17 protein-coding genes and 1 tRNA gene are annotated in these 26708 nt (G+C 68.4%); 10 read left to right on the top strand and 8 right to left on the bottom strand.

Annotated elements, in window-relative coordinates; genetic code table 11:
- Position 1: 1 nt before the first annotated feature.
- From SMIR_RS02660 to SMIR_RS02645, 4 genes are all read right to left on the bottom strand, one after another.
- A complete protein-coding gene (locus SMIR_RS02660) occupies positions 2-1390 on the bottom strand; it encodes an OFA family MFS transporter (RefSeq protein WP_097287090.1) in 1389 nt (462 codons plus the stop codon).
- A 124-nt stretch (positions 1391-1514) separates the two neighbouring features.
- A complete protein-coding gene (locus SMIR_RS02655) occupies positions 1515-3659 on the bottom strand; it encodes an acetate--CoA ligase family protein (RefSeq protein WP_212726399.1) in 2145 nt (714 codons plus the stop codon).
- Between the two features lie 3 nt (positions 3660-3662).
- Positions 3663-4913 carry a formyl-CoA transferase gene (frc, locus tag SMIR_RS02650; protein ID WP_168497612.1) on the bottom strand — a complete coding sequence of 417 codons (1251 nt, stop codon included), beginning with the start codon at positions 4911-4913 and terminating at the stop codon, positions 3663-3665.
- 10 nt (positions 4914-4923) lie between these two features.
- Positions 4924-6609, bottom strand: coding sequence for a thiamine pyrophosphate-binding protein (locus SMIR_RS02645; RefSeq protein WP_168497614.1), 1686 nt, complete (start codon positions 6607-6609; stop codon positions 4924-4926).
- Between the two features lie 180 nt (positions 6610-6789).
- On the opposite strand from SMIR_RS02645, the gene sucC reads away from it, so the two are divergent.
- The 3 genes from sucC (at position 6790) to SMIR_RS02630 (ending at position 10628) form a co-directional block, all read left to right on the top strand.
- Positions 6790-7920: an ADP-forming succinate--CoA ligase subunit beta gene (sucC, locus tag SMIR_RS02640; protein WP_168497616.1), complete on the top strand. Its 1131-nt coding sequence runs from the start codon at positions 6790-6792 to the stop codon at positions 7918-7920.
- A 14-nt stretch (positions 7921-7934) separates the two neighbouring features.
- Positions 7935-8834: a succinate--CoA ligase subunit alpha gene (gene sucD, locus SMIR_RS02635; protein ID WP_212726398.1), complete on the top strand. Its 900-nt coding sequence runs from the start codon at positions 7935-7937 to the stop codon at positions 8832-8834.
- Between the two features lie 240 nt (positions 8835-9074).
- Entirely contained in the window at positions 9075-10628 is a 1554-nt protein-coding gene (locus SMIR_RS02630) for an aldehyde dehydrogenase family protein (protein WP_168497620.1), read from the top strand.
- Positions 10629-10650: 22 nt separating this feature from the next.
- Here SMIR_RS02630 and SMIR_RS02625 read toward each other — a convergent pair whose 3' ends face one another.
- On the bottom strand, positions 10651-11586 hold the full coding sequence (locus SMIR_RS02625; protein ID WP_212726397.1) for an LLM class flavin-dependent oxidoreductase: 936 nt from the start codon (positions 11584-11586) through the stop codon (positions 10651-10653).
- 61 nt (positions 11587-11647) lie between these two features.
- Between SMIR_RS02625 and SMIR_RS02620 the strand changes: the two genes are divergently transcribed.
- Positions 11648-12109: a MarR family winged helix-turn-helix transcriptional regulator gene (locus tag SMIR_RS02620; protein WP_168497622.1), complete on the top strand. Its 462-nt coding sequence runs from the start codon at positions 11648-11650 to the stop codon at positions 12107-12109.
- A 229-nt stretch (positions 12110-12338) separates the two neighbouring features.
- A tRNA-Leu gene (locus SMIR_RS02615) sits at positions 12339-12423 on the top strand.
- A 245-nt stretch (positions 12424-12668) separates the two neighbouring features.
- Here the strand turns inward: SMIR_RS02615 and SMIR_RS02610 are convergent.
- Positions 12669-14570 carry a hypothetical protein gene (locus SMIR_RS02610; protein WP_212726396.1) on the bottom strand — a complete coding sequence of 634 codons (1902 nt, stop codon included), beginning with the start codon at positions 14568-14570 and terminating at the stop codon, positions 12669-12671.
- The gene (locus SMIR_RS02605; RefSeq protein ID WP_168497626.1) at positions 14567-14752 is read right to left on the bottom strand and encodes a hypothetical protein; all 186 of its coding nucleotides are present in this window, start codon (positions 14750-14752) and stop codon (positions 14567-14569) included. Before SMIR_RS02605 ends, SMIR_RS02610 begins: the two co-directional genes overlap by 4 nt.
- Before the next feature lie 828 nt (positions 14753-15580).
- On the opposite strand from SMIR_RS02605, the gene SMIR_RS02600 reads away from it, so the two are divergent.
- From SMIR_RS02600 to SMIR_RS02590, 3 genes are all read left to right on the top strand, one after another.
- The gene (locus SMIR_RS02600; protein WP_212726395.1) at positions 15581-20533 is read left to right on the top strand and encodes an RICIN domain-containing protein; all 4953 of its coding nucleotides are present in this window, start codon (positions 15581-15583) and stop codon (positions 20531-20533) included.
- Positions 20534-20541: 8 nt separating this feature from the next.
- The gene (locus tag SMIR_RS02595) at positions 20542-21207 is read left to right on the top strand and encodes a hypothetical protein (RefSeq protein ID WP_168497630.1); all 666 of its coding nucleotides are present in this window, start codon (positions 20542-20544) and stop codon (positions 21205-21207) included.
- Positions 21208-21914: 707 nt separating this feature from the next.
- The gene (locus SMIR_RS02590; RefSeq protein WP_168497631.1) at positions 21915-22361 is read left to right on the top strand and encodes an RNaseH domain-containing protein; all 447 of its coding nucleotides are present in this window, start codon (positions 21915-21917) and stop codon (positions 22359-22361) included.
- On the opposite strand, the gene SMIR_RS02585 is transcribed toward SMIR_RS02590, so the two are convergent.
- The gene (locus SMIR_RS02585; RefSeq protein ID WP_212726394.1) at positions 22300-22536 is read right to left on the bottom strand and encodes a hypothetical protein; all 237 of its coding nucleotides are present in this window, start codon (positions 22534-22536) and stop codon (positions 22300-22302) included. The two genes, SMIR_RS02590 and SMIR_RS02585, sit on opposite strands and share 62 nt — an antisense overlap.
- Positions 22537-23462: 926 nt before the next feature.
- Between SMIR_RS02585 and SMIR_RS02580 the strand changes: the two genes are divergently transcribed.
- Both SMIR_RS02580 and SMIR_RS02575 read left to right on the top strand, forming a co-directional pair.
- On the top strand, positions 23463-25007 hold the full coding sequence (locus tag SMIR_RS02580) for an FMN-binding glutamate synthase family protein (protein ID WP_212726393.1): 1545 nt from the start codon (positions 23463-23465) through the stop codon (positions 25005-25007).
- A 7-nt stretch (positions 25008-25014) separates the two neighbouring features.
- The gene (locus tag SMIR_RS02575) at positions 25015-25806 is read left to right on the top strand and encodes an alpha/beta hydrolase family protein (protein WP_168497637.1); all 792 of its coding nucleotides are present in this window, start codon (positions 25015-25017) and stop codon (positions 25804-25806) included.
- Positions 25807-26708 lie beyond the last annotated feature (902 nt).

Raw genomic sequence — 26708 nt, 5'->3', positions numbered from 1 at the left:
GTCACGCCATCTCCTCGCCGAGCGGTTGCGGGTTGGGGACGATGCTGCGGGCCTTCGGCCGGCCCGGTGATTTGAGGAACAGCGCCAGCACGGCGGAGGCGAGGCCGATGGAGCCCGCGAGTACGAAGGCCCCGTGGTAGTCCCACGCGCCGACGACGACCGCGCCCATGCCCGAGCCCACGAGGCCCGAGATCAGCTTCGAGCTGTAGACCATTCCGTAGTTGGACGCGTTGTTGTTCTCGCCGAAGTAGTCCGCCGTCATGGCCGCGAACAGCGGGAAGATCGCGCCGCCGCCGAATCCGGAGACCATGGAGCAGAACAGGAAGAACGGCATGCTGCCCATCTGGCCGGAGACCAGCACCCCGAACTGGGCGGAGCCCAGCACCAGACAGACGATGATCAGCGTGTTGCGGCGTCCGAAGCGGTCGGAGATCCAGCCGATCACGCCGCGTCCTGTGCCGTTGACGATCGCCTTCAGGGACATCGCGGTGGCCACGATCCCGCCCGCGAATCCCATGTCCTTGCCGAACGGCACCTGGAAGGCGATGCCGAAGATGTTGATCCCGGCGGTGCACAGCAGACAGAACCACATCATCCAAAGAACGGGCGTACGGGCGGCCTCCTTGGGGGTGTACTGCTTCACGGCGGGCGGGTTCTTCTCCAGCGCCCGGCGGATCCTCGGGTCGTCGGACACCTTCAGCGGGTCCACGTGCGGGGGCCACCAGCCCTTGGGCGGGTCCTTGAAGAACCAGCCCGCGAAGGCGACCACGGCACAGCAGACCAGGCCCACCGTCACCAGGACGCCCTGGTAGTTCCCGAGGTCCATGTACGAGGTGAACAGGAAGACGAAGGGCACCGAGCCGTAGGCGAAACCGCCGTTGACCAGGCCCGTCTTGCCGCCCTTGCGCTCCGGATACCACTTGCCGACCATGTTCACGCAGGTCGCGTAGACCAGGCCGGCGCCGATGCCGCTGAACATGCCGAAGCCGATGTACGCGACGGTCACATGCGGCGCGAACGCCAGGGAGAGGTACCCCAGGACCGTGCCCAGCGCGCCGAGCATCATGGCGTACCGCGCGGGCAGCCGTCCGCTCTCCCGCAGTTGCCCGGCGGGGAAGGCGACGGCGGCCTGGAAGAAGATCCAGACGCCCATCAGCCAGAAGATGTGCCCACTGCCCCAGAGATGGGCGTCGTGCAGGGTGTCCTCGGCGGAGGTGAACGCGTACTCCGAGGAGCTGATGCCCAGCATCCCCATCCAGGGGAAGAGCACCATGGTCCAGCGTGGTCGCCCCATGATGTCCCGATCGGTCTCACCGATGCGGTACAGGCGGCCGTTGCGATCCGTCACCTCCCTGTAGGGGACGGATGTCGATAGGTCGGTGGTTGTCATGTCGGTTCAGCACCCCTTGCGTCGAAAGCTCTGGCCAGCGCCCCCTGTCCAAATGCCTTTCGTGTGCGCACGGGTCCTGGGGGCGGCCGACGCGCACCGTCGGCCGCCCCCGCTCTGGTTCACCTCATGAACCGCCCCCCAACAGGCCCGCCGCCCGCGCCCAGCGATACTTCGCGCCGAGCACGGCCACCGGCTTCTCCGTCGTGTACGGGTACGCCACGACCCCCCGCTCGTACAGGTACTGGCAGGCCTCCTCGACCTCGACATCACCCGCGAGCGACGCCACCACGGGCTTCTCGACGCCGCGCTCACGGAATTCGGCCACCACGCGCGCGGTGAGCTCGGCGAAGACCATGGGCGGGGTCACGATGGTGTGCCAGTAGCCGAGGACAAGGGCGTGGATGCGCGGGTCCTCCAGGCCCAGCCGGATCGTCGCCTCGTACGTCGACGGAGGCTCGCCCCCGGTGATGTCCACCGGGTTGCCCGCGGCCCCGAAGGGCGGGATGAAGGCCCTGAAGGACGCGTCCAGGTCCGGCGGGATCTCCATCAGGGACAGGCCGTTGTCCGTCACCGCGTCGGACAGGAGCACACCACTGCCGCCCGCGCCCGTGATGATGACGACGTTGTCCCCCTTGGGGGTGGGAAGCACCGGCAACGCGCGCGCGTACTCCAGCATTTCGTTCAGCCCGGGGGCCCGGATGACGCCGGCCTGCTTCAGGATGTCCTCGTACACGGCGTCGTCGCCCGCGAGCGCGCCCGTGTGCGAGCCGGCGGCCTTCGCCCCGGCGGCCGTACGCCCCGCCTTCAGGACGACGACCGGCTTCTTCGGGACCGTCGCGCGCGCCGCCGCCACGAAGGCGCGGCCGTCCTTCAGGTCCTCCAGATGCATCGCGATGCACTCGGTGTGCGGGTCCTCACCGAACCAGGTGAGCAGGTCGTCCTCGTCGAGGTCCGACTTGTTGCCGAGCCCGACGATCGCGGAAACACCCGTCTTCGTAGTGCGCGCGAAGCCCAGGATGGCCATTCCTATGCCACCGGACTGCGAGGTGAGCGCGACGCCGCCCTTCACGTCGTACGGGGTGCAGAACGTGGCACACAGGTCCTGCCACGTCGAGTAGTAGCCGTAGATGTTCGGCCCGAGCAGCCGGATGCCGTGCCGCTCGGCGATGGCCACGATCTCGTCCTGGAGTTCGTGCTCGCCGGTCTCCGCGAACCCGGAGGGGATCAGTACGGCGTTGGGGATCCCCTTGCGTCCCACCTCCTCCAGGGCCGAGGCCACGAACTTGGCGGGGATCGCGAAGACCGCCACATCCACCTCACCGGGAACGTCGGTGACACTCTTGTACGCCTTGCGGCCCTGAATGTCATCGGCCTTGGGGTTCACCGGATGGATCTCGCCGGAGAAGCCGCCGTCGACGAGGTTGCGCATGACCGAGTTCCCGATCTTGCCCTGCTCGTTGGAGGCGCCGATCACGGCCACGGAGGAGGGCTCCATCAGCCGCCGCATCGACGTGAGGATCTCCTCGCGCGTGTACTTGCGCCGCTCCTTGGGGACCGAGTCCGCGAGGATCACACGGATGTCGGCGGCGACCGCGCCCTCCGGAGTGGCGATCACCGGGTTGAGGTCCACCTCGGCGATCTCGGGGAAGTCCGCGACGAGTTCGGAGACCCGGCGGATCTGCTCGGCGATCGCCCACCGGTCCACCGGCGGCGCGCCGCGCACCCCGCGCAGGATCTCGGCCGCCCTGATCGAGTCCAGCATCGACAGCGCCTCGTCGGCGTCCACGGGGGCGAGCCGGAAGGTGACGTCCTTCAGGACCTCCACCAGCACCCCGCCGAGCCCGAAGGCGACGACCTTCCCGAACGTCGGGTCGGTCACCGCGCCGACGATGACCTCCTGTCCCTGGGGGAGCAGTTCCTGGACCTGGATGCCTTCTATGCGGGCCCGCGGGTCGTAGGACCGCGCGTTATCGACGATCTTGTGGAAGGCGGCGCGTACGTCCGCCGCGCCCTCCACGCCCACGATCACACCGCCGGCGTCGGTCTTGTGCAGGATGTCCGGCGAGACGATCTTCATCACGACGGGCCCGCCGAAGCGCGCCGCGTACGCCACCGCCTCGTCGACGTCCGTCGCCAGTTCCTCGCCCGGTACGGCGATCGCGTACGCGTCGGCGATCACCTTTCCCTCGGGCGCGGTGAGCGCGGTCCGCCCCTCGGCCCGCACGGCGTCGAGCAGCGTGCGCACCCTCAGCACCCGGTCTTCGGCCATCACTCAGATCACTCCGTTCGACTTGAGCAGGCGCAGCTCCTCGTCGCCGAGGCCGAGCTCGCCGATGTAGACCTCTTCGTTGTGCTCGCCGAGCAGCGGCGAACTGGTCACGTCCACGGGGGAGTCGGAGAGCTTCAGAGGGCTGCCCACGGTCACGAACTCGCCCCGCTCGGGATGCGGCACCGACACGACCATCTCGTTGGCGACCAGCGACTCGTCCTCGATGATCTCTTTGGTGGACAGGATCGGGCCGCACGGGATGTTGTGCGCGTTGAGCTTCTCCAGCACCTCCCACTTGGGGAGCGCCGCCGACCATTCCTCGATGAGCTGGAACATCTTGGTGAGCTGGGGCAGCCGGGCCTCCGGGGTCGCCCACTCGGGGTCGTCCGCCAGCTCCGGCCGGCCGATGAGCTCGGTGATCGGCTTCCAGCCGACGGGCTGCACGATGACGTACACGTAGTCGTTGGGGCCGCCCGGCGCGCACTTGACCGCCCAGCCCGGCTGGCCGCCGCCGGACGCGTTGCCGGAGCGGGGAACCTCGACGCCGAAGTCGTCGTTGGGATATTCAGCGAGCGGGCCATGTGTCAGTCGCTGCTGATCGCGCAACTTCACCCGGCAGAGGTTGAGCACGGCATGCTGCATGGCCACGTTGACCCGCTGCCCGCGCCCGGTGTTCTCCCGCTGGTACAGCGCCGCGAGAATCCCCGCCACGGCGTGCACGCCCGTGCCCGAGTCGCCGATCTGGGCTCCCGTCGCCAGCGGCGGCCCGTCCTCGAAACCGGTGGTCGACATCGACCCGCCCATGGCCTGCGCGACGACCTCGTACGCCTTGAAGTTGGTGTACGGGCCGTCCCCGAACCCCTTGATGGAGGCATAGACGATCCGCGGATTGATCTCCTGGATGCGGTCCCAGGTGAAGCCCATGCGGTCGACCGCACCCGGTCCGAAGTTCTCGACCATGACGTCGGAGCGCCGGATCAGCTCGGTGAGGATCTCCTTGCCGCGCTCGGTCTTGGTGTTGAGGGTGATGCTCCGCTTGTTGCAGTTGAGCATCGTGAAGTAGAGGGAGTCGACGTCGGGGAGGTCGCGCAGTTGCTTGCGGGTGATGTCACCGGTCGGCGCCTCCAGCTTGACGACGTCAGCGCCCAGCCAGGCCAGCAGCTGCGTGGCCGACGGACCCGACTGGACGTGCGTCATGTCGAGGACACGGACACCTTCGAGAGCCTTGGTCGACGTTCCTGCGATCGGGGTCATCGGGGGCACCTCACTTGTACATCGTCTGGTTCATGGTTCCGGGGGCGTACGCGTCCGGGTCGACCCAGACGTTGATCAGCGACGGCTTGCCCGACTCCCGAGCGCGCTGGAGCGCCGGGCCGATGTCGGCGGGATCGCGGACCTCCTCGCCGTAACCGCCCAGCAGCTGCGCGAACTTGTCGTAGTGGACGTCGCCGAGGGTGTTGCCGACCCGCTCGCGCTCCAGGCCGTACTTCTGGGCCTGGCCGTAACGGATCTGGTTCATGGAGGAGTTGTTGCCGACGATGCCGACGAAGGGGAGGTTGTAGCGGACGAGGGTCTCGAAGTCCCAGCCGGTGAGGGAGAAGGCGCCGTCCCCGAAGAGGGCGACGACCTCCTTGTCGGGCCGTGCCTGCTTGGCCGCGAGCACGAACGGGACGCCGACGCCGAGCGTGCCGAGCGGGCCCGGGTCCATCCAGTGCCCGGGGGACTTGGGCTGGACGACCTGCCCGGAGAAGGTGACGATGTCGCCGCCGTCCCCGATGTAGATCGAGTCCTCGGTGAGGAAGTCGTTGATCTCGCTGACCAGGCGGTACGGGTGGATCGGCGAGGCGTCCGACTTCAGGCTGGGCAGCCGCTTCTCGATGGCCGTCTGCTCGGCGGCCCGCAGTTCGTCCAGCCACTCCTTGCGCTTGGACGCGCCTCCATTGAGGCGCCCGGAAGCCGCTTCGGTGACCGACTTCAGGATAAGACCCGCGTCGCCGACGATTCCGAGGTCGATGTCCCTGTTCTTGCCGACGGTCCGGTAGTCGAGGTCGATCTGCACGACGGTCGCGTCCGGGGAGAGCCGCTTGCCGTAGCCCATGCGGAAGTCGAAGGGCGTACCCACGATGACGATGACATCGGCGTTGGAGAAGGCGTACCGGCGCGAGAGCTGGAAGTGGTGCGGGTCCCCGGGCGGCAGCGTGCCGCGCCCGGCGCCGTTCATGTACGCCGGGATGTTGAGGGTGCGGACGAGTTCGATGGCGGACGCGGTGCCGCGCGTCGTCCACACCTGGCTGCCCAGCAGGATCGCGGGCTTCTCGGCGTGGACGAGGAGGTCGGCGAGCTTCTCGATCGCCTCGGGGTCACCGGCCGAGCGGGTCGAGGCCCGGTAGTGGCCGGCGGCCGGGATCCGGGCCTTCTCCACCGGCACCTTGGCGTCCAGGACATCGCGCGGGATCTCCAGGAAGGAGGGGCCGGGCGCGCCGTGGAAGCACTCCCGGAACGCCATCGACACCATGTCGGCGGCGCGCGCCGTGTCCGGCACCGTCGCCGCGAACTTGGTGATCGGCGTCATCATGTCGACGTGCGGCAGGTCCTGCAGGGACCCCATCTTGTGCTGGGTGTGCGCCCCCTGGCCGCCGATGAGCAGCATCGGGGACTCGGCGCGGAAGGCGTTCGCGACGCCGGTCACGGCGTCGGTCGTACCGGGACCCGCCGTGACGACGGCGCATCCGGGCTTGCCGGTGATGCGTGCGTAGCCGTCGGCGGCGTGGGCGGCGACCTGTTCGTGACGGACGTCGACGACCTCTATGCCTTCGTCGACGCAGCCGTCGTAGATGTCGATGATGTGGCCGCCGCACAGGGTGTAGATGACCTCCACACCTTCTGCTTTGAGTGCCTTGGCGACCAGATGCCCACCGGAGATGGAGTCCTGGCTGATGTCGTCGGGCATGGCGAAGTCCTGTCCCTTCGTAGGGGGTTGGAACGCTCTCGCGGTACATTGCATACAGTCGACGAATACTGTATGAAGCTTGTTATCCCGCATCCGGTGGGTGGTGTCCAGGGGGCGTGCGGCATTTTCCGAGGGTCTGGGGCTCGCTCCCCGGATAGACACAGCAGTCAGGAGCCGGTGATGGACCTGTACGAGCACCAGGCAAGGGAACTCTTCGAGGAACACGGCATCTTGGTGCCGAGGGCCGAGGTCACGGACTCGCCCAAGGAAGCGCGGGTGATCGCCCGTCGGCTCGGCGGCCGAGTCGTCGTAAAGGCCCAGGTGAAGACCGGTGGACGCGGCAAGGCGGGCGGCGTCGAACTCGCTGCCGACCCGGCCGCCGCCGAGCTCACGGCACGTCGGATTCTCGGCATGGACATCAAGGGCCACACGGTCGGCAAGGTGATGCTGGCCCAACCGGTCGACATCGAGAGCGAGTTCTACGTCAGTTACGTCCTCGACCGCGCCGCAGGACGCTTCCTCGCGATCGCGTCGGCCGAGGGCGGCATGGAGATCGAGGAGGTGGCCGCGAGCCGCCCGGAGGCGGTCGCGCGTGTTCCCGTCGACCCGGCCGTGGGCGTCACCTCGGCGAAGGCGAGCGAGATCGCCGAGGCCGCGGGACTGCCCCCGGAGACCGTCGACGTTCTCGTACGCCTCTGGGGGGTGCTGACCCGCGAGGACGCCGTGCTCGTCGAGGTGAACCCCCTCGTACGCACCGCCCGGGGACAGATCCTCGCCCTGGACGGCAAGGTCACCCTCGACGACAACGCCCGTTTCCGTCAGACGCGTTGGGGTGAGCAGGAGGCCGCGCACGAAGACCCCCTGGAGGCGGCGGCCGCTGCCAAGGGCCTCAACTACGTCAAACTGGACGGCGAGGTCGGCATCATCGGCAACGGAGCGGGCCTCGTCATGTCGACGCTCGACGTGGTCGCGGGCTGCGGCGCCCGCCCCGCGAACTTCCTCGACATCGGCGGCGGGGCCTCCGCCCAGATCATGGCCGACGGCCTCTCCGTGATCCTCTCCGACCCCGCCGTGAAATCCGTCTTCGTCAACGTCTTCGGCGGCATCACGGCCTGCGACGTGGTCGCCGACGGCATCGTGCGGGCGCTGGAGACCGTGCGGTTGACCAAACCCCTCGTGGTCCGCCTCGACGGCAACAACGCCGTCCGCGGCCGCGCCATCCTCGACGGCCGCGCGCACCCCCTGGTCCAGCAGGCCACCACCATGGACGACGCCGCACACCGCGCGGCCCGACTCGCCACCGCCGACTGAAAGAGGAACAGGACATGGCCATCTTCCTCACCAAGGAGAGCAAGGTTCTCGTCCAGGGCATGACCGGTGGCGAGGGCATGAAGCACACCCGGCGGATGCTCGCCGCCGGCACGGACGTCGTCGGCGGGGTCAACCCGCGCAAGGCCGGCCGGACCGTCGACTTCGACGACCGGGCGGTGCCCGTCTTCGGCTCGGTGCGCGAGGGGATGGCGGCGACCGGCGCCGACGTCACCGTCGTGTTCGTACCGCCCGTGTTCGCCAAGGCCGCGGTGGCCGAGGCCGCCGACGCGGGCATCGGGCTCGCCGTCGTCATCACCGAGGGCATCCCCGTCCACGACTCCGTCGCCTTCCACGCGTACGCCGCCACGAAGGGCACCCGCGTCATCGGCCCCAACTGCCCGGGCCTGATCACTCCGGGGCAGTCGAACGCGGGCATCATCCCCGCCGACATCACCAAGCCGGGGCGCATCGGCCTGGTGTCCAAGTCGGGCACGCTGACGTACCAACTCATGTACGAACTCCGCGACATCGGCTTCTCGACGTGCGTGGGCATCGGCGGCGACCCCGTCGTCGGCACCACCCACATCGACTGCCTGGCCGCCTTCCAGGACGACCCCGACACCGAACTCGTCGTCCTCATCGGCGAGATCGGCGGCGACGCCGAGGAACGGGCCGCCGCGTACGTCCGTGACCACGTCACCAAGCCCGTTGTCGCCTACATCGCCGGTTTCACCGCGCCCGAGGGCAGGACGATGGGCCACGCGGGCGCGATCGTCTCCGGCTCGTCGGGCACCGCACAGGCGAAGAAGGAGGCCCTCGAGGCGGCCGGAGTACGGGTGGGCGGCACCCCGACCGAGACGGCCCGGCTGGTGCTGACCCGATTGGAATCGGAGCGTGTCGCCGCACAGGGGTGAGATGAGACGTCACTCATAGTTGATGTGAGGTGACTGTCACGAGCGGAGCCTCCTCAGTACCTTCCTCCGTACGTACGCGACCACCCTCCCGCGTACGAACCCTTCCCTCCGTGCGGACGCGACCACCGTCCTCCTCCGCACGGATGCGACCACTCCTCGTCCGGGCCCGTGCACCATGCAGCTCGGCAGGAGCCAGGCACCTCCCGCCCCCGACTGTGCACCGAGAGCGGAGACATCCGAATGGCATCCACCCTCAACACCCCCCTCGTCCTGAAGTCCGGTACGTCCTGGGCCGACGCCTGGCAGCGCTGCCTCGCCGTCGCCCCCGAGGCGTTCCAGGAGGACCGCGTCCTCAATCTCTGGGACGCCTCCTGGCGGGCGGACGGCCGGGCACTGCCCGCCACAAGTCCGGTCGACGGAAGCCCCATCGCGGGGCCGCCCCGCCTGAACGCCGCAACCGCCCACCAGGCCGTACGGGCCTCACTCGACCAGCACCGGGCCTGGCGCCACGTCCCGCTCGCCGAACGACGGGCGCGCGTCGCGGCCACCCTCGACGCCCTGACCGAGCACCGCGAGCTGCTCGCCCTGCTCCTCGTCTGGGAGATCGGCAAGCCCTGGCGACTCGCGCAGGCCGACGTGGACCGGGCGATCGACGGCGTGCGCTGGTACGTCGACGGCATCGAACCCATGGTGGACGGCCGGGCTCCGCTCGAAGGGCCCGTGTCCAACATCGCGAGCTGGAACTACCCGATGAGCGTGCTCGTTCACGCAATGCTGGTACAGGCATTGGCAGGGAACGCGGTCATCGCCAAGACCCCGACCGACGGCGGCGTCGCCTGCCTCACCCTGGCCGGCGCGCTCGCCGCACGCGAAGGGATCCCCGTCACCCTCGTCAGCGGCAGCGGAGGCGAGCTGTCGGAGGCGCTGGTCCGCGCGCCCGAGATCGGCTGCGTCTCCTTCGTCGGCGGCCGAGACACGGGCGCCGCGGTGGCCACCGCCGTCGCCGACCTCGGCAAGCGGCATGTACTCGAACAGGAGGGACTCAACACCTGGGGCATCTGGAACCACACGGACTGGGACGCACTGACAGCCGTCATCCCCAAGCTCTTCGACTACGGCAAGCAGCGCTGCACCGCCTACCCGCGCTTCGTCGTCCAGCGCTCGCTGTTCGACGAGTTCCTCGCCGCCTACCTCCCCGCCGTCCGCACCCTGCGGGTCGGTCACCCACTGGCCGTCGAGCACCCCGAAGACCCCTACCCCGCACTGGACTTCGGGCCCGTCATCAACGCGGCCAAGGCGAAGGAGCTGCACGACCAGGTGGCGGAGGCCATCGACCGCGGCGCCGTCCCGCTGCACCACGGCAAGCTGACCGACGCACGCTTCCTGCCCGGCCAGGACACGGCGGCGTACGTCCAACCGGTCACGCTCCTGAACCCGCCGCCGTCCTCACCGCTGCACCACGCGGAGCCCTTCGGCCCGGTCGACACCATCGTCCTGGTCGACACCGAGGCGGAGCTGCTCGCCGCGATGAACGCGTCGAACGGCGCGCTCGTCGCCACGCTCTCCACGGACGACGAGGCGACGTACGCCCGACTGGCCCCGCAGATCCGCGCGTTCAAGGTCGGCCGCGGCAAGCCCCGCTCCCGCGGCGACCGCGACGAGCTCTTCGGCGGCCTCGGCGCGTCCTGGCGCGGCGCCTTCGTCGGCGGCGAGCTGCTCGTGCGCGCCGTCACACAGGGGCCGGCGGGGGAGCGGCTGCCAGGCAACTTCCCCGAGTACCAGCTCGTTCCGTGAGGTGGGGTGGGCGGTACCCGCTTCAGGGCGCCGCCTGCTCTCCCGGACCCCTGCGGACTCCTGCGATGATCTCGTCCACCAGCCATCGGGCGACACCTGGTGGGTAGGGCTGGGGCAGACTGAGCACGACATGGTTCACGCCGATGCCGATGAGGTCGGCGACGGTGGCGCGGGTGGCGGCGGGATCGTCGTACGAGACGACGACCTGTACGGAACGGGTGATCTCGCGCGGATCCCGCCCGATGTCCACACAGTGCGCGTCCAGCACCCGACCGCGCTCGGCGACGAACTCGATGCTGTTGTGCGGCGGTCCGGGGATGTTCCAGATGTCGGCCTGCTCGGCGACGAGCCGCAGCAGTCGAGTCCCCCAGCCGCCGATCAGCAGGGGCGGCCCGGGCCGCTGCACCGGCTTGGGCTCGTTCCGCGTGCCACGCAGCCGGTAGTAACGCCCCTCGAAGTCGAAGGGGTCGTGCTGCGTCCACATCCGGCGCAGGATCTCGACCGTCTCGCCGAGCCGGGCGACCCCCTCGCCCGGCGGGACGAGGGAGAGCCCGTACGCCTCGTACTCGGTGATCGCCGGATTCTCGCCGGCGATCCCGCCCGCGCCGGGCGGCTGGTGGGTGCCGCCGACACCGATGCCCATGACCAGCCGACCGCCGGAGATCACGTCCACGGTCGAGGCGATCTTCCCGAGGACGGCGGGTGGGCGGATGCGGTTGCTGGTGACGAGGAGACCGAGCCGCAGCCGCTCGGTCTGGGCGGCCAGGGCGCTGAGCAGCGTCCAACTCTCATGGATCTGGCCGTCCTTGGGTCCGCGGAGCGGAAGCAGATGGTCCCAGAGCCAGGCGTCCTCGATCTCGGGCAGGGCGTCGGCCTCCTGCCAGACACGGCGGATGTCGTCGTAGGAGACGTGCATGGGGGTGGTCTTGATACCGAAGCGCACACGTTGATCGCTCATGTCGGTCAGCGTAGTAAATCATCAGCAGTGCTGACAATCAGTCTTCGGTACAGTTCTGGGCATGACCGGTGAGCGCTCTTCCGTACCTCCCGTGCCCCTTGAGTCCCGGCTCGGCTATCTGCTCAAGCATGCCCAGCAGCGGCTGGCGCGGGCGTCCGCGGAGGCGCTGGCCCCCTTCGGGATCGACGGCCACGAGCTCGCGGTGCTGGCGGTGCTCGCCGCCGAGTACCCGTTGTCCCAGGTCGAGGTGGCCGGACGGCTCGGCGTCGACCGCACCACGATGGTCGCGCTCGTCGACGGCCTGGAGGACCAGGGGTTGGTCGAGCGGCGCCGCAGTCCTCAGGACCGGCGCAAGAACATCGTCGAGCTGACGCCCGAGGGCCGGGACTGCCTCGACCGGGCCGAGCGTGCGCGCCTCGCGCTGGAACGGCGCTTCCTCGACCCGCTGGGCGAGGAAGCGGCGGCCGCGCTTGTGCGGGCCTTGCGGATCCTGGTGGTGGAGGAGCGTCGGATCGCGGAGTGACGGTGCGGGTCTGGTCTCACGGAGTTTGTGTGCGCCACCGCCACCGAGGTGCCGTCCGCGGTCGCCTCCGCGGCATCCGGTAGTCACCCGATTGCGCACCGTGAGCACCCTGGTTGCCCCGCGCAGGTGCTCCCGCGACCCGGATATGCAGGTGAAAGGCACTGCGAAACCTTGGTATTGTTGTCCATGTCGCCGCGGGGAACACCCCTGGTCGGGCGGCAGACACCTAGTCCGGGTGGCGGAATGGCAGACGCGCTAGCTTGAGGTGCTAGTGCCCTTTATCGGGCGTGGGGGTTCAAGTCCCCCCTCGGACACTCGCTGGGACGTTCACGAGATCGTCCCGAAGCGTTCACGAATTACCGGTCGAGTCATGTGACTCACCGGTATTTCGTCGTTTCTGGGGCCTTGAGCCTCGTGATCGGCTCGATGAGGGGGTGAGGCGGTGGCGGTCCAGGTACTGCGCCTCTCACCTGCAGAAACAGGACATGCCTGCGCGACGGCTGGTAGCCGTGGGGCAGGCATGTGGGGTTTTCAGGGGGCGGATCGCGGCGGAGGTGTGTCACTCGCGTGGCGGAGGCTCGACCTGCTCGGTCGGAAGCGGTCGCGCCTGGGGCGGGTCGGAGGGCTCACCGGGTCGGGTCGCGGTGCTCTGCGCGCTGGCTTTGCGGGGCTGGATGCCCTGGTCGCGGAGGAACCGGCGGATGGCTCTGAGGTTCGCCACGAAGATGATGACGGCATTGAGCAGGGTCTGTGCGACGCGTCCGTGCGGCAGGCGGAGCTGGGGATTGTCGATGCTGTCGAGGGCGGACTTCTTGAGGTCGCCGTTGCCGCCCTCGTTCTGACTGCGCAGTCCGGACCAGGCTTCCTGCCACAGAGGGGTGAACAGGGGGTATTTCTGCCGCCACTTGGCCAACACGGTGCCTGGGACGGTGATGCTCTTCCCCCTGCAGATGTCGGGGTAGACGGGGGTGTCCCGCTTGGGCCTGGGGATGGTGGGCAGGGCTGCCGGGGTACGGGCAGTGGGGGCGTCGAGGTCGACGACGGTGGACGGGCGTGGCTGGGGCCGGCGGTAGCAGGTGACCGTGGCGTGGGACCCGAGGGCGGGGCACTGTCGACGCTGGTCCCCTGCGGGCCCGTACTCCTTGATCTTGGTCTGGTAGTCCTTCCGGGACTGGATCAGGTTGAGTGCGTGGGCGCGGTCCTCGTCCGTGCGGCTGTCGATGTATGTGGCGCCCGCAGTGATGAGCGGGGTGGGCATCAGCGGGCAGTAGAACTCGCCGCCGACCAGCTGCATGCCGCGGAACTCTCCCTGCCGGTCGACCTTGTCGTCGTTGTAGTGCTTCACCGCGTTGAGGCCGAGTTTGAGCAGCTGCAGATGCAGGTTGTGAGGCTTGGCCTGGGTGATGCCCCGGTCGGCGCAGAACAGGTCTTTGACCAGGCCTCGTTCGAAGGCCGGCTGGATGGCGCGCAGGGCGGCTGGGCCGGGTTCGGTGCCCGGGGTGTGAAGGATCATGCCGAGGCAGACCGCCGGGTAGGCGCCGGCGAGGTCGCCATGCCCATGGCCCGGGAATGCGGCCATCATGGCGTAGCGGAACTCTCTCTTCTCCGGCGCCTTGGCCTTCTTCTCCTGTCCCGACTTGGTCTTGCGAGGCGGTGGCTTGTTTGTCGTGCCGCGCCGGGTGCCACTGTTCGTGGAGGCCGCAGCTTTGCCGCTGGGCCCCGACTTCTTCTGCGTTCCTCCCTTCACGTGCATCCCGGCGGTGATCTCAAGCGAGGCCCGGTCCTGGTGGTAGTCCGGCTCTTTGCCCCAGACCGGAACCGGTGTGTCGTCGACCGCGATGTGGCCAGGCCACCGAGCGAAGTCGCCGCGCCGGTAGGAAGCCATCACCGGAGCGAGAATCAGATCCTGCGCGATGGCCTCCAGATTGCGCACAGTGTCCTCATTGGCGCGGGCATTCCACTTCCGTCGGATCTTCTTGGCCTCGCTGAGCGACAGCCGCTTGCGGCGGTCGTGTGGTGCCGGGTCGAGGCGCCGGGTCATCGAGGCCCAGGACCGGTAGACGCGCTTCGACGTCGCGTACTGGTGGTGCGCGACGCGGTCGATCTCTTCTCGGGTTGCACCCTCGCGGATGTGCAGGTCGACGTCGGGGACGTCAAGAAGGGCTTTGGACCCTGGAGACAGGGCGAAGAACAGCGTCTCCCATGCGTCGTTGATGTTCGCGCTCTTCCCCATGTACTGCGACAGGATCAGGCCGATCAGCACTGTGCGGAACGGCAAGCCCTTCGGACCTGGCCGGTGCTCGTTGGAGGGAAGGCGTTCCAGTACTCCGCTGTGGCGCACGAGGTCGAAGACCTGCCTCACAACGCGGTCGCTGAGGGTACGGCCGGGGGCCTGCGGTGCAGGGCGTAGGGCGAGGCCGGTACGCCGGCAGGGTTTGTCCTCCGGGTTCTTCCTGCTCATGCCGCCGCCCCCCGCAACAGATCGGATGCCTCCGCTTCGGGCAGGTCGTGGAGGAAGACGAGGTAGCGCGAGAGGCTGTGCAGGGTCCCGAGTCCCGACGCTTTGAGGATCACCTTCAGCGGAATACCTGCATTCAGCAGTTCGACGAGCCAGGTCGTACGCAGCCGCTGGGTCTGCAGCACTGCACCGTCACAACGGCCGATATGGCTACAGCTGGCTTGAGGTTCTCCGCGATGATCCACAGGATTTGACAGCTACTCCTGCCCCGATGAACTTGGGACCATTCCTGCATGCACAGGGACCAGAACTCTGCGACGAACGAGAGATCGCACTTGTAGGGACCCGGCGGCTCGGGTGTGGCCACGTTTCTCACCACAGACAGACTATGCAGCGGATGAAGTGAGTGTCCTGAGCCGCCAGGGCGCCTGCAGACTCGTCCTGTTCGGGACGGGCCGGGTGCTGGCTGAGCACGTCAACGCACATTCGCCTTTCAGGGGCGCTGGCTCCTGCGGGTGTATCGCTCTCCGCTTTTGTGTCGTGACATGTATCACCTGGTGGCGGGTGCGGAGAGTTGCCGGAGGCTTCAGCCGCGATTCCACTTCACAGGAATCACACAGGTCCCGCATGGGATGCGCACGTGAACGACGTATTCCGGAACGGGTGTCGTCTCCCCGCAGCGGCGTGTGCGTGTGACTGTAGGCCCTGAGTTTTCCCTGTTCCGGTCACGTGTTCTGTGTCTATGGTGAGCGCCGCGTGCGGTGGATCTTGACCAGTCCGGACACACGCGTCTGTCATTCGGCGACCGGGGGAACACCGTCGCCCACGGGGAGGGGCTGCTTCGCCATGCCGTCATATCGGCTGTCTGCGCACGCTGGTCCAGCCCGGGCTGTGTGCACCTGACTCCGGCTCAGGACCGCCGTTCTCCCTTGTCTTCGACCGGGCCTAACCGGGCCCGCCCCCCTTTGAACGAAGAAAGAGATGCTCTGTTGCGCCCCAGACCGTGGTTCCGTATGCCCGGAACACGAAGATCCAGATTCTTCACTCCCGTCGTCACGTCCGTGGCCGCGCTGGCCGTCCTCGGCGGCCTGGCGGTCCAGCCCGACCTGCTCGGCCGTGGAGGGGACGCCGCCCCGGCGGCTGACTCCTACGACTGGAATGTGGACACGGCTGCCGAGCAACTGCGGCAGGACCAGTGCCTCATGGCTGATGTGCTGCGGCGGGGCGGCCCGTCCATGGCCACGACCGCGCAGGACGGCCTGAACCAGCCTGCGGACAAGCTTCATACGCTGGCCGACCGGAAGAGCTGGGAGAAGACTCCGCTTGCCACCGCGTACCAGACGGACCGGGACGCGGCGGGCAAGGAACTGGATGCCCTCCATGCTCTCCGGGACGGATGGCAAAAACCTGTCGTCGGTCTGACGACACCGGCCGGTTTCACCGAAACCGACTTCCACTGGCCTCCGGGGTCCCCAGGGGACGGCAAGGAGGACTTCTACGGCCAGACCGGTCTGACGAAGTGGACCGCCGACCGGTTCTGGAAAAACGACGGCGACTTCTACGCCGACTCCACGCCCACGGCGGACGCGGCGACCCTCAAGGCCGTCGACGACCTGGGCAGCCCTCTCTACGGCAAGGACCCCGACCCCGCCGGGCTGCCGACCGACGAATGGAACCGCGCCCTCGCCGAGCGGGACGCGTTCAAGTGGCTGCACGGGGCTCCCGGGGAGAACGCGGGCGCGGACAACGCCCGTATGTTCCTGGCGTCCGGGGGATTTCCTCGTAGCGCCCCGCAGCCGGGCACGGCGGAGTACCGCATCGCGGTCGAGGACCTGAAGTCCCGGTTCGCCGCGTGCGCGTGGCGGGACCCGATCGATCCCGACCACGTTCTGGGCGACGTCTCCGGCACGGCCGCCACGGAGTGGCAGCAGGAGATCGCCTCACAGACAACGCAACGCAACCAGATCCTGAACGCCAACAAGGACGCCACCAAGTCCCTGGCGACCGGCGCCAAAGCGCTGGGTGACCTGCTGGGGTACTCGTGGGTCGCCGACCACCTCGCGCGCTGGCAGGACTACTGGTCCGCGGGCGGGGTTGGCTGGGTCGGCGACGCCCCGGCGGTGATCGAGGTGCACGCCGCGCAGGGCAAGTGCCTCGACGTCGAGGGCGCGAAGAAGGACAACGGCACCCCCGTCCAGCTGTACACGTGCAACGGTTCGGCGGCGCAGGAGTGGAAGGTCTACGGCGACGACCGGGGACTGCACCTGCAGAACGTCAACTCCCTCAAATGCCTGGACGTTTCGAACAACAACCCGGCGAACGGCACGAAGATCCAGATCTGGACGTGCAGCGGCTCCCCGGCGCAGACGTGGGAGTTCAACCTCCGCGCCACCGGCAGCCTGCGCAACGTCGGCACCGACAAGTGCCTTGACCTGCACGAGTACACCAACGGCTACAACTCGTGGCTGTACACGTGCAACGGGACGGGGCCGCAGCAGTTCGACGTCACGCCCTCCGGGCACACCGGCACCGTGCCGCCCAAAGCCCAGTTCGACAAGGCCAAGACCGGCATCACGGCCGCCCAGACGGCGGCGAAGAAGCAGCTCGACGTCCTCAAGACCCAGCTCACCGCCGTGAAGAAGGCCGCCACCACCTCGGACACCGCCGAGCAGGCCTCCTACACCATCGCCGACACCAACGGCGCGCCGCGGGGGCGCGGTCTGCTGGTCGGGCAGCAGAAGGCACAGGTCACCCAGGGCGCCGCGGCCGCGCTTGAGGCGATGGTGAAGGCCGGCGAGACCGCCGAGGCCGCCACCCGCGCCTCCGGCGGCGACAGCCAGACCATCGCGGAGCGCGCGCTCGCGCAGGCCGCGCAGGTGAAGGCGGAGTTCCGCAAGAAGGCCGCGGAGAAGGCCGAGTTGCAGGCCAAGGCCGCGGCCGACGCCGCGAAGGTGCACCGCGACAACGCCAAGAAGGACAAGGAGACCGCGGAGACCAAGCTCACCGACGCGCTGAAGGCCGAGGGCGACGCGAAGGCGGCCGCCGCCGACGCGCACGCCAAGCGGCTCGCCGCTGAGGCCGAGGAGAAGACGGCCAAGGCGGAGAAACAGAACGCCGCCGCCAGCCGCGCCGAGGCCGCCGAACACCGCAAGAACGCCGAGTCCCAGGCGACGAAGGCGAAGGACGCCAAGGACAAGGCGGAAGCCTCCGAGAAGACCGCCGAGGACCGGCGCGACGACGCGGTCAAGGCGAAGGACCACGCCCAGTCCCTGCGGGACGACGCCTGGGACGCCGAGCAGAAGGCCGACGCGGCCCGCGCCAAGGCCGACGCCAAGAACGCCTACGCCGACTCCCTCGACTCCGGTGACGCGGCGACCGCTGCCCGGGCCGCCGCCAACGACGCGGACAAGGCGGCCGACGACGCCGAGACCGCGGCGGGCAGGGCCCGCTCCGAGGCCGACGCCGCCACCCAGGCGGCCGCCGACGCGGACGCCGCGGCCACCCGCGCCGAAGCATCCGCCAAACGGGCCCGCTCCGACGCGGACGCCGCCCAGGCGGACAAGCTGAAGGCCGACGCGGCGGTCAGGACCGCCACCAGCGCGGTCGCGGACGCCATCAAGGCCTCCCAGGACGCCTCCGCCGAGGCCAAGACAGCCGTCAAGCTCGCCGATGAGGCGGAACAGCACGCCAAGGACGCCAGGACCCAGGCCAACGCGGCGAACACAGAAGCCGGCAAGGCACTCGCGGCCGCGGCGAAGGCCGCCGGCTACGCCCACGTCACCGCCCAGGCCGCCGTCGACGCCGGCGCAGCCGCCAAACAGGTCGCCGACCCGGCCAACGACGCCATCCAGCTCGGCTCCGCCTACGCCGACACCGACTCCGCCGCCGGCCTCGTCGTCCTGACCGGACAGAACTCCAAGACGATCGCCGAACAGCAGCGGGCCGTCGCCGACGCCCACGCCAAGAACGCCGCCGCCGAGGCCCAGGCCGCCAAGAACCTCGCCGACCAGGCCAAGGGCGACGCCAAGGAGGCCTACCAGCACGCGGCCAACGCCGCCCAGTACGCCGCCGACGCCCGCACCTACTCCAAGGACGCCCTCGGCTACGCCGCCGATGCCGCCAAGGCAGCGGCGGCAGCCTCAGCGTCCCTGGCCCGCACCATCGACTACGACCAGCAGGCCACCGCCGACGCCGCGGCCGCCGACACGGCGGCCGGCAACGCCGAGGGCTACGCCAAGGACGCCCGCGACAGCGCCGACGCCGCCGAACTCGACGCCTCCGCCGCTCGCTCCGCCGCCACCCAGGCCGAACAGGACGCCAAGGACGCCCGAGCGGCCGCCACCCGCGCCGACACGGCCGCGACCGAAGCCGAACAAGCCGCCAAGGACGCCGACAAGTACGCCAAAGAGGCGCAACAAGCCGCCGAACAGACCGAGGACAAGAAGAACGGGAAGCAGGTCCAGACCGGAACCATCCTCGACGCCGAGGGCCACATCGGCAACGTGTTCTATGTCGTCGACCACTACGAGAACATCGGCGACCCGGAGACCCTGTCCAAGACGTCGGCCTGCGACGACTGGAAAAGCAGGATCGTCTACACGGGCGACTGCACCATCACCGCGAAGATCACCTACAAGGCGATCCTCAACCTGTACCTGTGCACCGCGGATGACCTCAACCCGGCGTACAACATCTGCCCCTCCGAGTCGGCGGTGTACCTCGGCCAGCAGCCGTCCGAGAAGATGACCAAAGAGGTCACACACACCATCACGATCGCGGAATTCAACGCGAACATCGACCCGATCGACATCCTCTTCGGCAGCTGGATCGACTGCGGCAAGAAGATCGGCTCGATGCTCAAGATCACCTCGGGCGGTGGGGGAAACTGGGGCGGATGCGGCTGGGCCGCCCTCGATGTCGCCAGCCTGTTCGCGGGCAAGATCGTCCGGCCGATCGCAGACGCGGTGCGCGCCGTGGACGCCTCCCTGCGCACCGGCATCGGAGTCGCCGACGCGCTGAAGGCGCTGCGCACGCTGCGCATCGACGCAGACGCGTTGGCGGGTATCGAGCGGTCGGCGCGCATCTCCGAGGAGTTCCGCGCCGCCTGCGAGACCAACAGCTTCCCCGGCTCCACCGAGGTGCTCATGGCGGACGGCTCACGCCGCCCCATCAGCCAGGTGGGTGTAGGGGACCGTCTCAAGTCCATGGATCCGGTCACCGGCCGGCTGCAGACGCGGCAGGTGACCGACACCTTCAAGCACGACACCCAGCGGCTGGTGGACATCACCGTTGCCGACGGGGGGAAGCTGGCCAGCACCGCCGGCCACAAGTTCTATGTGGTGAACCGCGGGTGGACGCTGGTTTCCGACCTGCACGTCGGCGACCGGCTGCGCACACCGGACGGCTCCGTCCACCCGGTGACCGCCCTCCTCGACCGCTCGGGCCTGACTCCGCGTACGGTCTACGACCTCACCGTCGACGACCTGCACACGTTCTTCGTGCTCGCGGGCGCCACCCCGATCCTTGTTCACAACTGCAAGGTCGCCTTGGGGTGGCAGAGAGATGGGGCGCTCGACGCGTGGGCTCGGCTTCCCGGGAACAAGTTCACCACCTTCTCCATCGCGCGCGCGCAGGATTTCGCTCCGCTGGCGAGGAAGGCCATCGCCGACCCGAACGTGGAGCTGCACGTCAACATGACGGGACTGGAACGATTCGGAGACTTCATGGACGCTGCCAAGCGCGGCCTGCTGGCTGGTGAAGCCGGTCGTGCCACAGACTACGAGATGTCCTTGATCGCGAGAGCCGTCGCCAATGGTCAACGCGCATGGAGTTCGGTGAGGTTCTATTATCCGACGGGCGCCGGTGACGTCGTGGAGCTCAGAAAGATAGACATGCCGGATCTGTCAAAGTTGGGGGAACTTAAGCCCGTAGACGGGGGCAAATTTGGGTACTGCCATCACTGCTAAGGAATCCGATGAATATGGACGCCCACCGGAAAGACCTGTACCCGGACGTGACTGCTTCGGGTGGCCTTGGGCCAGCCATACGAGACGCAGCACAGCTGCGCGGGTGCGACACCGGGCTGGGACCGTGGGCCGTCGACGTCGTCAGCATCCAAACGGCGAGGGGTTTCCTGTCGGTCGATCCTGCGACCGAGGAACGCCTTTTCCGGTTGAGTGTCGGCATTCCCGGGTTCGACTGGGAGATCGGCTCCACGGGGGACCTTGGACTGCTTGTGGAAGCGGTCGCCGCATGGCGGGAAGGCATACCGCTCGACGAGTTGGAGGAGAGATTCGAGTTCATGGAGCTCGACGAATTCGTCGGGGCGCTCGAACGCGGAGAGCCCACCTCTTCGCAGTGGACCGAACTCCTGTCGTCTGACTTCAACCGGCGCCATTGGAACCTCCTGCGCCGCCTCCGTGCGGATGAGGTACTGCGGGACATGTTCCCGACCATCTCGCACGGTGCCGTGCGCCTGTGCGTGGATGCGATGGACGGAAGGAGCCGTCAGGTTCTGGTGGACGAGGTGAACGGGGAACTCTATGAGGTCATGCGCGTAGGGGTGCCCGGGGCCAGCTGGGTCGAGGTGCCGGCCGGTGATCTGATCGCCTACCTGCGAGCTGCCTTGAACGAAGAGTGATCTCGACAGATCGATGAGGTCGAACCCCGCCAGGTAATTCCTGGCGGGGTTTCTTTGTGCGTGCCAACGTGGGAGCACAGGGCGGCTTCAGAGGGCACGTCTGGGCGATGAACGGACGTTGTTAGTAGGGTTGGGGACTGGCGCGGTGGCTGATGCTCCGTTTTCAGTCCCCGCCGCTTCAAACCGGGCAGGCGGTTCTCCCGCACCCGGCTTTCTGACATCGTTCACCGCCGTGCACGCGCCGTTGCCCCGCGTACGTTTCCGGGGTATTCGAATTTGAGCGGTGCGGGTCGGCTCTTACACTGACCAGTCGTCACGGTCAGTGCTTAGTGGGTTGGTTGGACCCTGGATGCAGGACGCCCGTGGTCCTGGTTGGTTATTTCTGTTCTCTACGCAGAAGGATCACCGAGGAGCCACGGGCTTGGTCAACGGTATGACGTTGCTGCTGGACCTCGACGGGGTGTCCGTCATCCGGGTCGAGCGGCTCGAGGATGGCAGGAGCCGGGTTCATCTGGCCACGGCGGACGCCTCGGCCAGGGCCTGCCGGTGTGTGAAGTGTTCGCGTCCTGGGCGAAGGGGGCGGTGACCACCCGGCCGCGTGTGGAACTCCCTCACCAGGCCGTGGTCACGTCAGCGGCGGAAGAACGCGTAGACACGCCCAGGGCGGGAAGTCGGCCGGCACCGCCCGCCACCTGGTGCCATTTGCCATGGACGGCGTCGCCTGCCGGCGGCTGTGGAAGGGCCTGAACAACAAGGCCCAGGGGCAGCCACCCGAGCCCAGCACCACCTGGCTCCCGGGCTCCACGATCGCACCCAGGTACCGGCCGGTCGCCGTGATCCGCCTCAACACCACCGACGAGGAGGTCCCGCGCCCGGTACAGGTGACCATCACCGACGAGGACGAAAGCGAGATCAAGACCAGGGAACGCACCACACAGGTCTTCCGGATCGACCCGGATCCGGATCTCGGCGAGCAGTGCACCTGGCTGCTGGTCAACACCACCCACCAGTTCGACGGCAATGGCGCCGGCAGGCAGGGATCGAAGAAGACCCGCTATGGCGCACTGCCGTGGAACAAGGGGAAGAACGAGATCAAGGCGAACTACCCACGATCACCCCGCCGACGATCAACCAGCCGTTCGGCGCGGCGGTGATCAGCAGCGAGAGAGTCGCGATCAGCGTGAAGGTCCCGAGCACCAGTCCGAGCCCGCTCCAGTCCGGATTGGCGGCCAGCAACGACAGCCCGACGATCACCGGCGGACCGAAAAACGCCATCGTGGTGAGGCGGCGGACCTGCCGGGACGAGGTGGCGGTGGCTATTCGAGGCACGGCGTCAGTGTGACGAACGGGGGGCGTCAGGCTGAAGAGCGGGGTCCGTTACTACAGTCGCGCTCTCGATGAGCACCTGTGATCCGAGCGATGTGGCATGCCTGACGCACCGGCCAGGTGTGTCCAGCACTCGGCGGTGTCGATGTGGACGCCGAGGATCGCCGCGGACGTCGACGCCGTGGGCGACCGGGCGGCTGGAGAGGTGGTGGCCTGCGTAGTGGCGGCCGGGCAGGCGGCTGGGGAACAGCCAGCGGCGCCGAGCTTGGCCGGGTTGGCTCTCCTGGAGGCGTTGGATGGGTTCGGCTTGTTGCTCGACCAGGCGGTCCATCGCTGGGGGTAGGAGGGTGCGGTGGCGTCCGAGGGCGATAGTGCTGCTGCTCTTCGCGGTGCGGTGGACGTCGTCCGTCTTGAGGAGTGGAGATGCGGGTGATCTTGGCGCCGTAGAGCAGGACGAGTGCGCCGACTGCCCGGACGTCGGCGGGCAGGTCGGTGTCGCTGACGCATCGGGTGAGCAGGGCGACCTGCTCGTCCTGGTCGACGAAGTCCGCCGGTTCGCTGTCGCGCCATCCGGCGACGGCCGGACAGGCGCCCACTTTAGCGCTGAGCTGGGCAAAGCCTTCTGGGTCACCCCTGCGGACCACACAAACCCCGGCCCTATGACGGACTGGCGACGGGTGGGGCCCTAGCCCGGAACCCCCGCCGGTTGCCATGCACCGATTACACGCGGGGCGCGGGCGAGGCCTGGGCCCGGTCGTTCGGGTGGTGTGATCGTCGTCGCTGTGCATATTCGTCTGACCTTTTAGAGTCGTCTCGCTTTCTTCGATGGCGCCGGCGCGCCCTTGACTGTGTGCGCCGTCTGGCGCCCGATGTGACCCAAGCGGCCTCCATCGTGTGGCGATAGAGCCGTGCCTCGAGGAGGAACGTTCATGCAGGCCAGGAGGATCGGCGCGGTCGCCGCAACAGCAGTGGCGCTGGTGGCAGCCCGCGACCTTGTCCAGAAGCGGCACGCGCTGCTGCGGAACTTCCCGGTGATCGGGCACGCCCGGTACCTGCTGGAGACGATCGGGCCGGAGCTGCGGCAGTACATCGTGACCTCCAACGAGGAGGAGCGCCCCTTCAGCCGTGACCAGCGCACCTGGATCTACGCGTCGGCGAAGGAGGAGAACAACTACTTCGGGTTCGGCACCGAGGTCGACGTCGAGCACGTCCAGGGGCACGCCTACCTGAAGCAGCGCACCTTCGCCGACGCTTTGCCCGACGCGCACGACCCGCAGGCCCCGTTGCCCTCGGCCAAGGTGCTGGGCGGTCCGCGCGGGCGCGCCAAGGCCTTCCGGCCGGCGAGCGTCGTGAACATCTCGGCGATGAGCTTCGGCTCGCTCTCCGGCGCGGCCATCACGGCGCTCAACAAGGGAGCGGCGCTGGCGGGCACGATGCACAACAGCGGCGAGGGCGGCCTGTCGCCGTACCACCGCAATGGCGGCGACTTGGTGCTGCAGATCGGCACCTCGTACTTCGGCTGCCGCAACGAGGACGGCAGCTTCAACCTCGACAAGCTCAAGGACGTGGTCGCGAGCGCCCCCGTCAAGGCGATCGAGATCAAGCTCTCCCAGGGTGCCAAGCCGGGGCTGGGCGGGATGCTGCCGGGCGCCAAGGTGACCCCGGAGATCGCCGAAATCCGCGGCATCCCCGTCGGCAAGGACTGCGCCTCCCCGTCGCGGCACACCGCGTTCAGCGACGTCGACTCGATGCTCGACTTCGTCGAGCTGCTCGCCACCGAGACCGGTCTGCCGGTCGGAGTCAAGAGCGCGGTGGGAGAGATGGGCTTCTGGCAGGAGCTGGCCACGCTGATGGCGCGTGGCGACCGTGGCGTTGACTTCGTAACCATCGATGGCAGCGAGGGCGGCACCGGAGCGGCGCCGCGGATCTTCGCCGACTCGGTATCGCTGCCGTTCCGGATGGGCTTCTCCCGGGTCTACGGCACCTTCGCCGAGCTCGGGCTGACCGACGACCTGACCTTCATCGGCTCCGGCAAGCTCGGCCTGCCCGAGAACGCCGCGGTCGCCTTCGCCCTGGGCGCCGACATGATCAACGTGGCCCGTGAGGCGATGCTGTCGATCGGCTGCATCCAGTCGCAGAAGTGCCACACCGACAAGTGCCCCACCGGCATCGCCACCCAGAACCAGTGGCTGGCCCGCGGCCTGGACCCGACCTCGAAGGCCACCCGGACCGCCGTCTACCTGCGCACCCTGCGCAGGGAGCTGATGAAGGTCTCGTCGGCTGTCGGCGTCGCCCACCCGGGACTCATCACCGCCGACGACATCGAGATCATGAACGGCGACTACGAGGCCCGCACCCTGGCCGACGTCTACGGCTACAAGGACGGCTGGGGCGAGCTCGGCCCGCACCTTGCCAAGGAGATCACCGAGCTGCTCGTCTCCACGCCGACCTCCACGAACACCCGGCCGGAGTGATCGCAACGTGTCCGAAGAAGTGAGATTCAAGAGCGTCGTCGGCCCCGAGCTGGCCGGGTCGATCGACCTGCCGGAGGGCGAGGTCCGGGGCTGGGGGATCTTCGTCCACGGATTCACGCTCGGCAGGAACTCGCCGGCCGCCTCGCGGGTCAGCAAGCAGTTGGCCCGCGAGGGGATCGGCATGCTGCGCTACGACAACCTCGGGATCGGAGACTCCGACGGCGACTGGGGTGACGGTTCCTTCACCGTCAAGGTCCAGGACACCGTCCGCGCGGCAAACCTGATGGCAGAGCGGGGGACTCCGGCGGATCTGCTGGTGGGTCACTCGTGGGGAGGCGCCGCCGCCATCGCCGCGGCGGCCGAGGCAACCGGCGTCCGCGCGGTCGCCACAATCGGGGCGCCCGCCGACCCCAGCCACGTGGAGCACCAGTACGACGCGGTCGTGGACCGCGTGCTCAGTGAGGGGCAGCACGAGTGGTTCGTCGGCGGGCGGACCCTGGTCCTCAAGCGTGCCTTCGTCGAGGACGTCCGCCGTGCCCGTCTGTACGAGCGGGTGTGTGAGTTGGACCAGCCGCTGCTCGTGATGCACTCGCCCACCGACGACACCGTCGATATCGCCAACGCCGGGGAGATCTTCCGCAAGGCGCGGCACCCGCGAAGCTTCGTCTCGCTCGAAGGAGCAGACCATCTCCTGACCGCACGAGGGCACGCGCAGCGAGCCGCCCACATCATCAGCGCCTGGGCCGACCAGTACATCCACGCCTCACGACCCGCAGGAAAGGACGTTTTGGGTGCTTGAGAGGTCGTTTTCGCCTGATTAGAGCGACTTCAGGCACCCCAGTACTGCGCTCTCGCCTCTCGTGTAACAGGCCCAGGGGCGCAGTGACGCCTCAGAAGTCGCACCTCGACGGTGGAGCTATTTTTCACGTTCTTGCTCTTGCGCAGGCAGAGGTCTACGAGAGGCCTGACGGCCATGGGTGCCACACCGTCCGGGGACGGCAGGGCAGGCGCCCATTTCAGCGCTGAGCTGGGCAAAGCCTTCTGGGTCACCCCTGCGGATCACACAAACCCCAGCCCGGTGACGGACTGGCGACGGGTGGAGCCCTGAGCCGGAGCCCCGCACGGCTGCCCTGCGCGGCGAGTTCGCCGTGCACGCACCGTCAGCCCCACCCGGGATTCTCCGGTACGAGGCGCAGGACGAGGGCCCGGACGGAGCCGACGGCGCGGGGACGGCCTGGGCGTTCGGGGCGGGGCAAAGGATCTGGAGATCCTGACCCTGCGCCACCGACTCGGCCCACTGCACAGGCAGGTGGACAAGCCACACTCGACCTGGCCCGATCGAGCGCTGCCTGCCGCAGCTGCTTCACCGTCTCCCGCGGTTGCAGCTCCGCCAGCTCCCCCTGATCATCTCTCCCGACACCGTGCTCCGTTGGCACCGTGACCTCCCACGTCGGCGCCACGCAAAAGCCTCACTCATCGGCAACAGCCGTACAGGGCTGAAGGCGGTGGACAAGGCGAGGTACGGCAGTCGCACCAGCACAGTCGCCATCCTCGCGACCGGCCCGCGCATGCTCCAAGAGCCTCTTCCACGCGCGGGAGGCTGCCCCGTCAAGCGCCGTCCGATGACGTCGAATCAGGTCTGTCACCGGCGTGGACGCGATATTCGGCACGTACGGGATCTTGGTGGTTAATCCCAATTCG

This window comes from Streptomyces mirabilis, assembly GCF_018310535.1.
Classification (GTDB): domain Bacteria; phylum Actinomycetota; class Actinomycetes; order Streptomycetales; family Streptomycetaceae; genus Streptomyces.
Note: the sequence above shows the minus strand (reverse complement) of the source record. Positions and strands in the feature narration are given on the sequence as shown.

What these genes read in the sequence shown, in the direction of transcription:
- SMIR_RS02660 (WP_097287090.1), bottom strand. Translation starts at nt 1,390, where the DNA reads ATGACAACCACCGACCTATCGACATCCGTCCCCTACAGGGAGGTGACG.
- SMIR_RS02655 (WP_212726399.1), bottom strand. Translation starts at nt 3,659, where the DNA reads ATGGCCGAAGACCGGGTGCTGAGGGTGCGCACGCTGCTCGACGCCGTG.
- frc (WP_168497612.1), bottom strand. Translation starts at nt 4,913, where the DNA reads ATGACCCCGATCGCAGGAACGTCGACCAAGGCTCTCGAAGGTGTCCGT.
- SMIR_RS02645 (WP_168497614.1), bottom strand. Translation starts at nt 6,609, where the DNA reads ATGCCCGACGACATCAGCCAGGACTCCATCTCCGGTGGGCATCTGGTC.
- sucC (WP_168497616.1), top strand. Translation starts at nt 6,790, where the DNA reads ATGGACCTGTACGAGCACCAGGCAAGGGAACTCTTCGAGGAACACGGC.
- sucD (WP_212726398.1), top strand. Translation starts at nt 7,935, where the DNA reads ATGGCCATCTTCCTCACCAAGGAGAGCAAGGTTCTCGTCCAGGGCATG.
- SMIR_RS02630 (WP_168497620.1), top strand. Translation starts at nt 9,075, where the DNA reads ATGGCATCCACCCTCAACACCCCCCTCGTCCTGAAGTCCGGTACGTCC.
- SMIR_RS02625 (WP_212726397.1), bottom strand. Translation starts at nt 11,586, where the DNA reads ATGAGCGATCAACGTGTGCGCTTCGGTATCAAGACCACCCCCATGCAC.
- SMIR_RS02620 (WP_168497622.1), top strand. Translation starts at nt 11,648, where the DNA reads ATGACCGGTGAGCGCTCTTCCGTACCTCCCGTGCCCCTTGAGTCCCGG.
- SMIR_RS02610 (WP_212726396.1), bottom strand. Translation starts at nt 14,570, where the DNA reads ATGAGCAGGAAGAACCCGGAGGACAAACCCTGCCGGCGTACCGGCCTC.
- SMIR_RS02600 (WP_212726395.1), top strand. Translation starts at nt 15,581, where the DNA reads ATGCCCGGAACACGAAGATCCAGATTCTTCACTCCCGTCGTCACGTCC.
- SMIR_RS02595 (WP_168497630.1), top strand. Translation starts at nt 20,542, where the DNA reads ATGAATATGGACGCCCACCGGAAAGACCTGTACCCGGACGTGACTGCT.
- SMIR_RS02590 (WP_168497631.1), top strand. Translation starts at nt 21,915, where the DNA reads ATGGACGGCGTCGCCTGCCGGCGGCTGTGGAAGGGCCTGAACAACAAG.
- SMIR_RS02580 (WP_212726393.1), top strand. Translation starts at nt 23,463, where the DNA reads ATGCAGGCCAGGAGGATCGGCGCGGTCGCCGCAACAGCAGTGGCGCTG.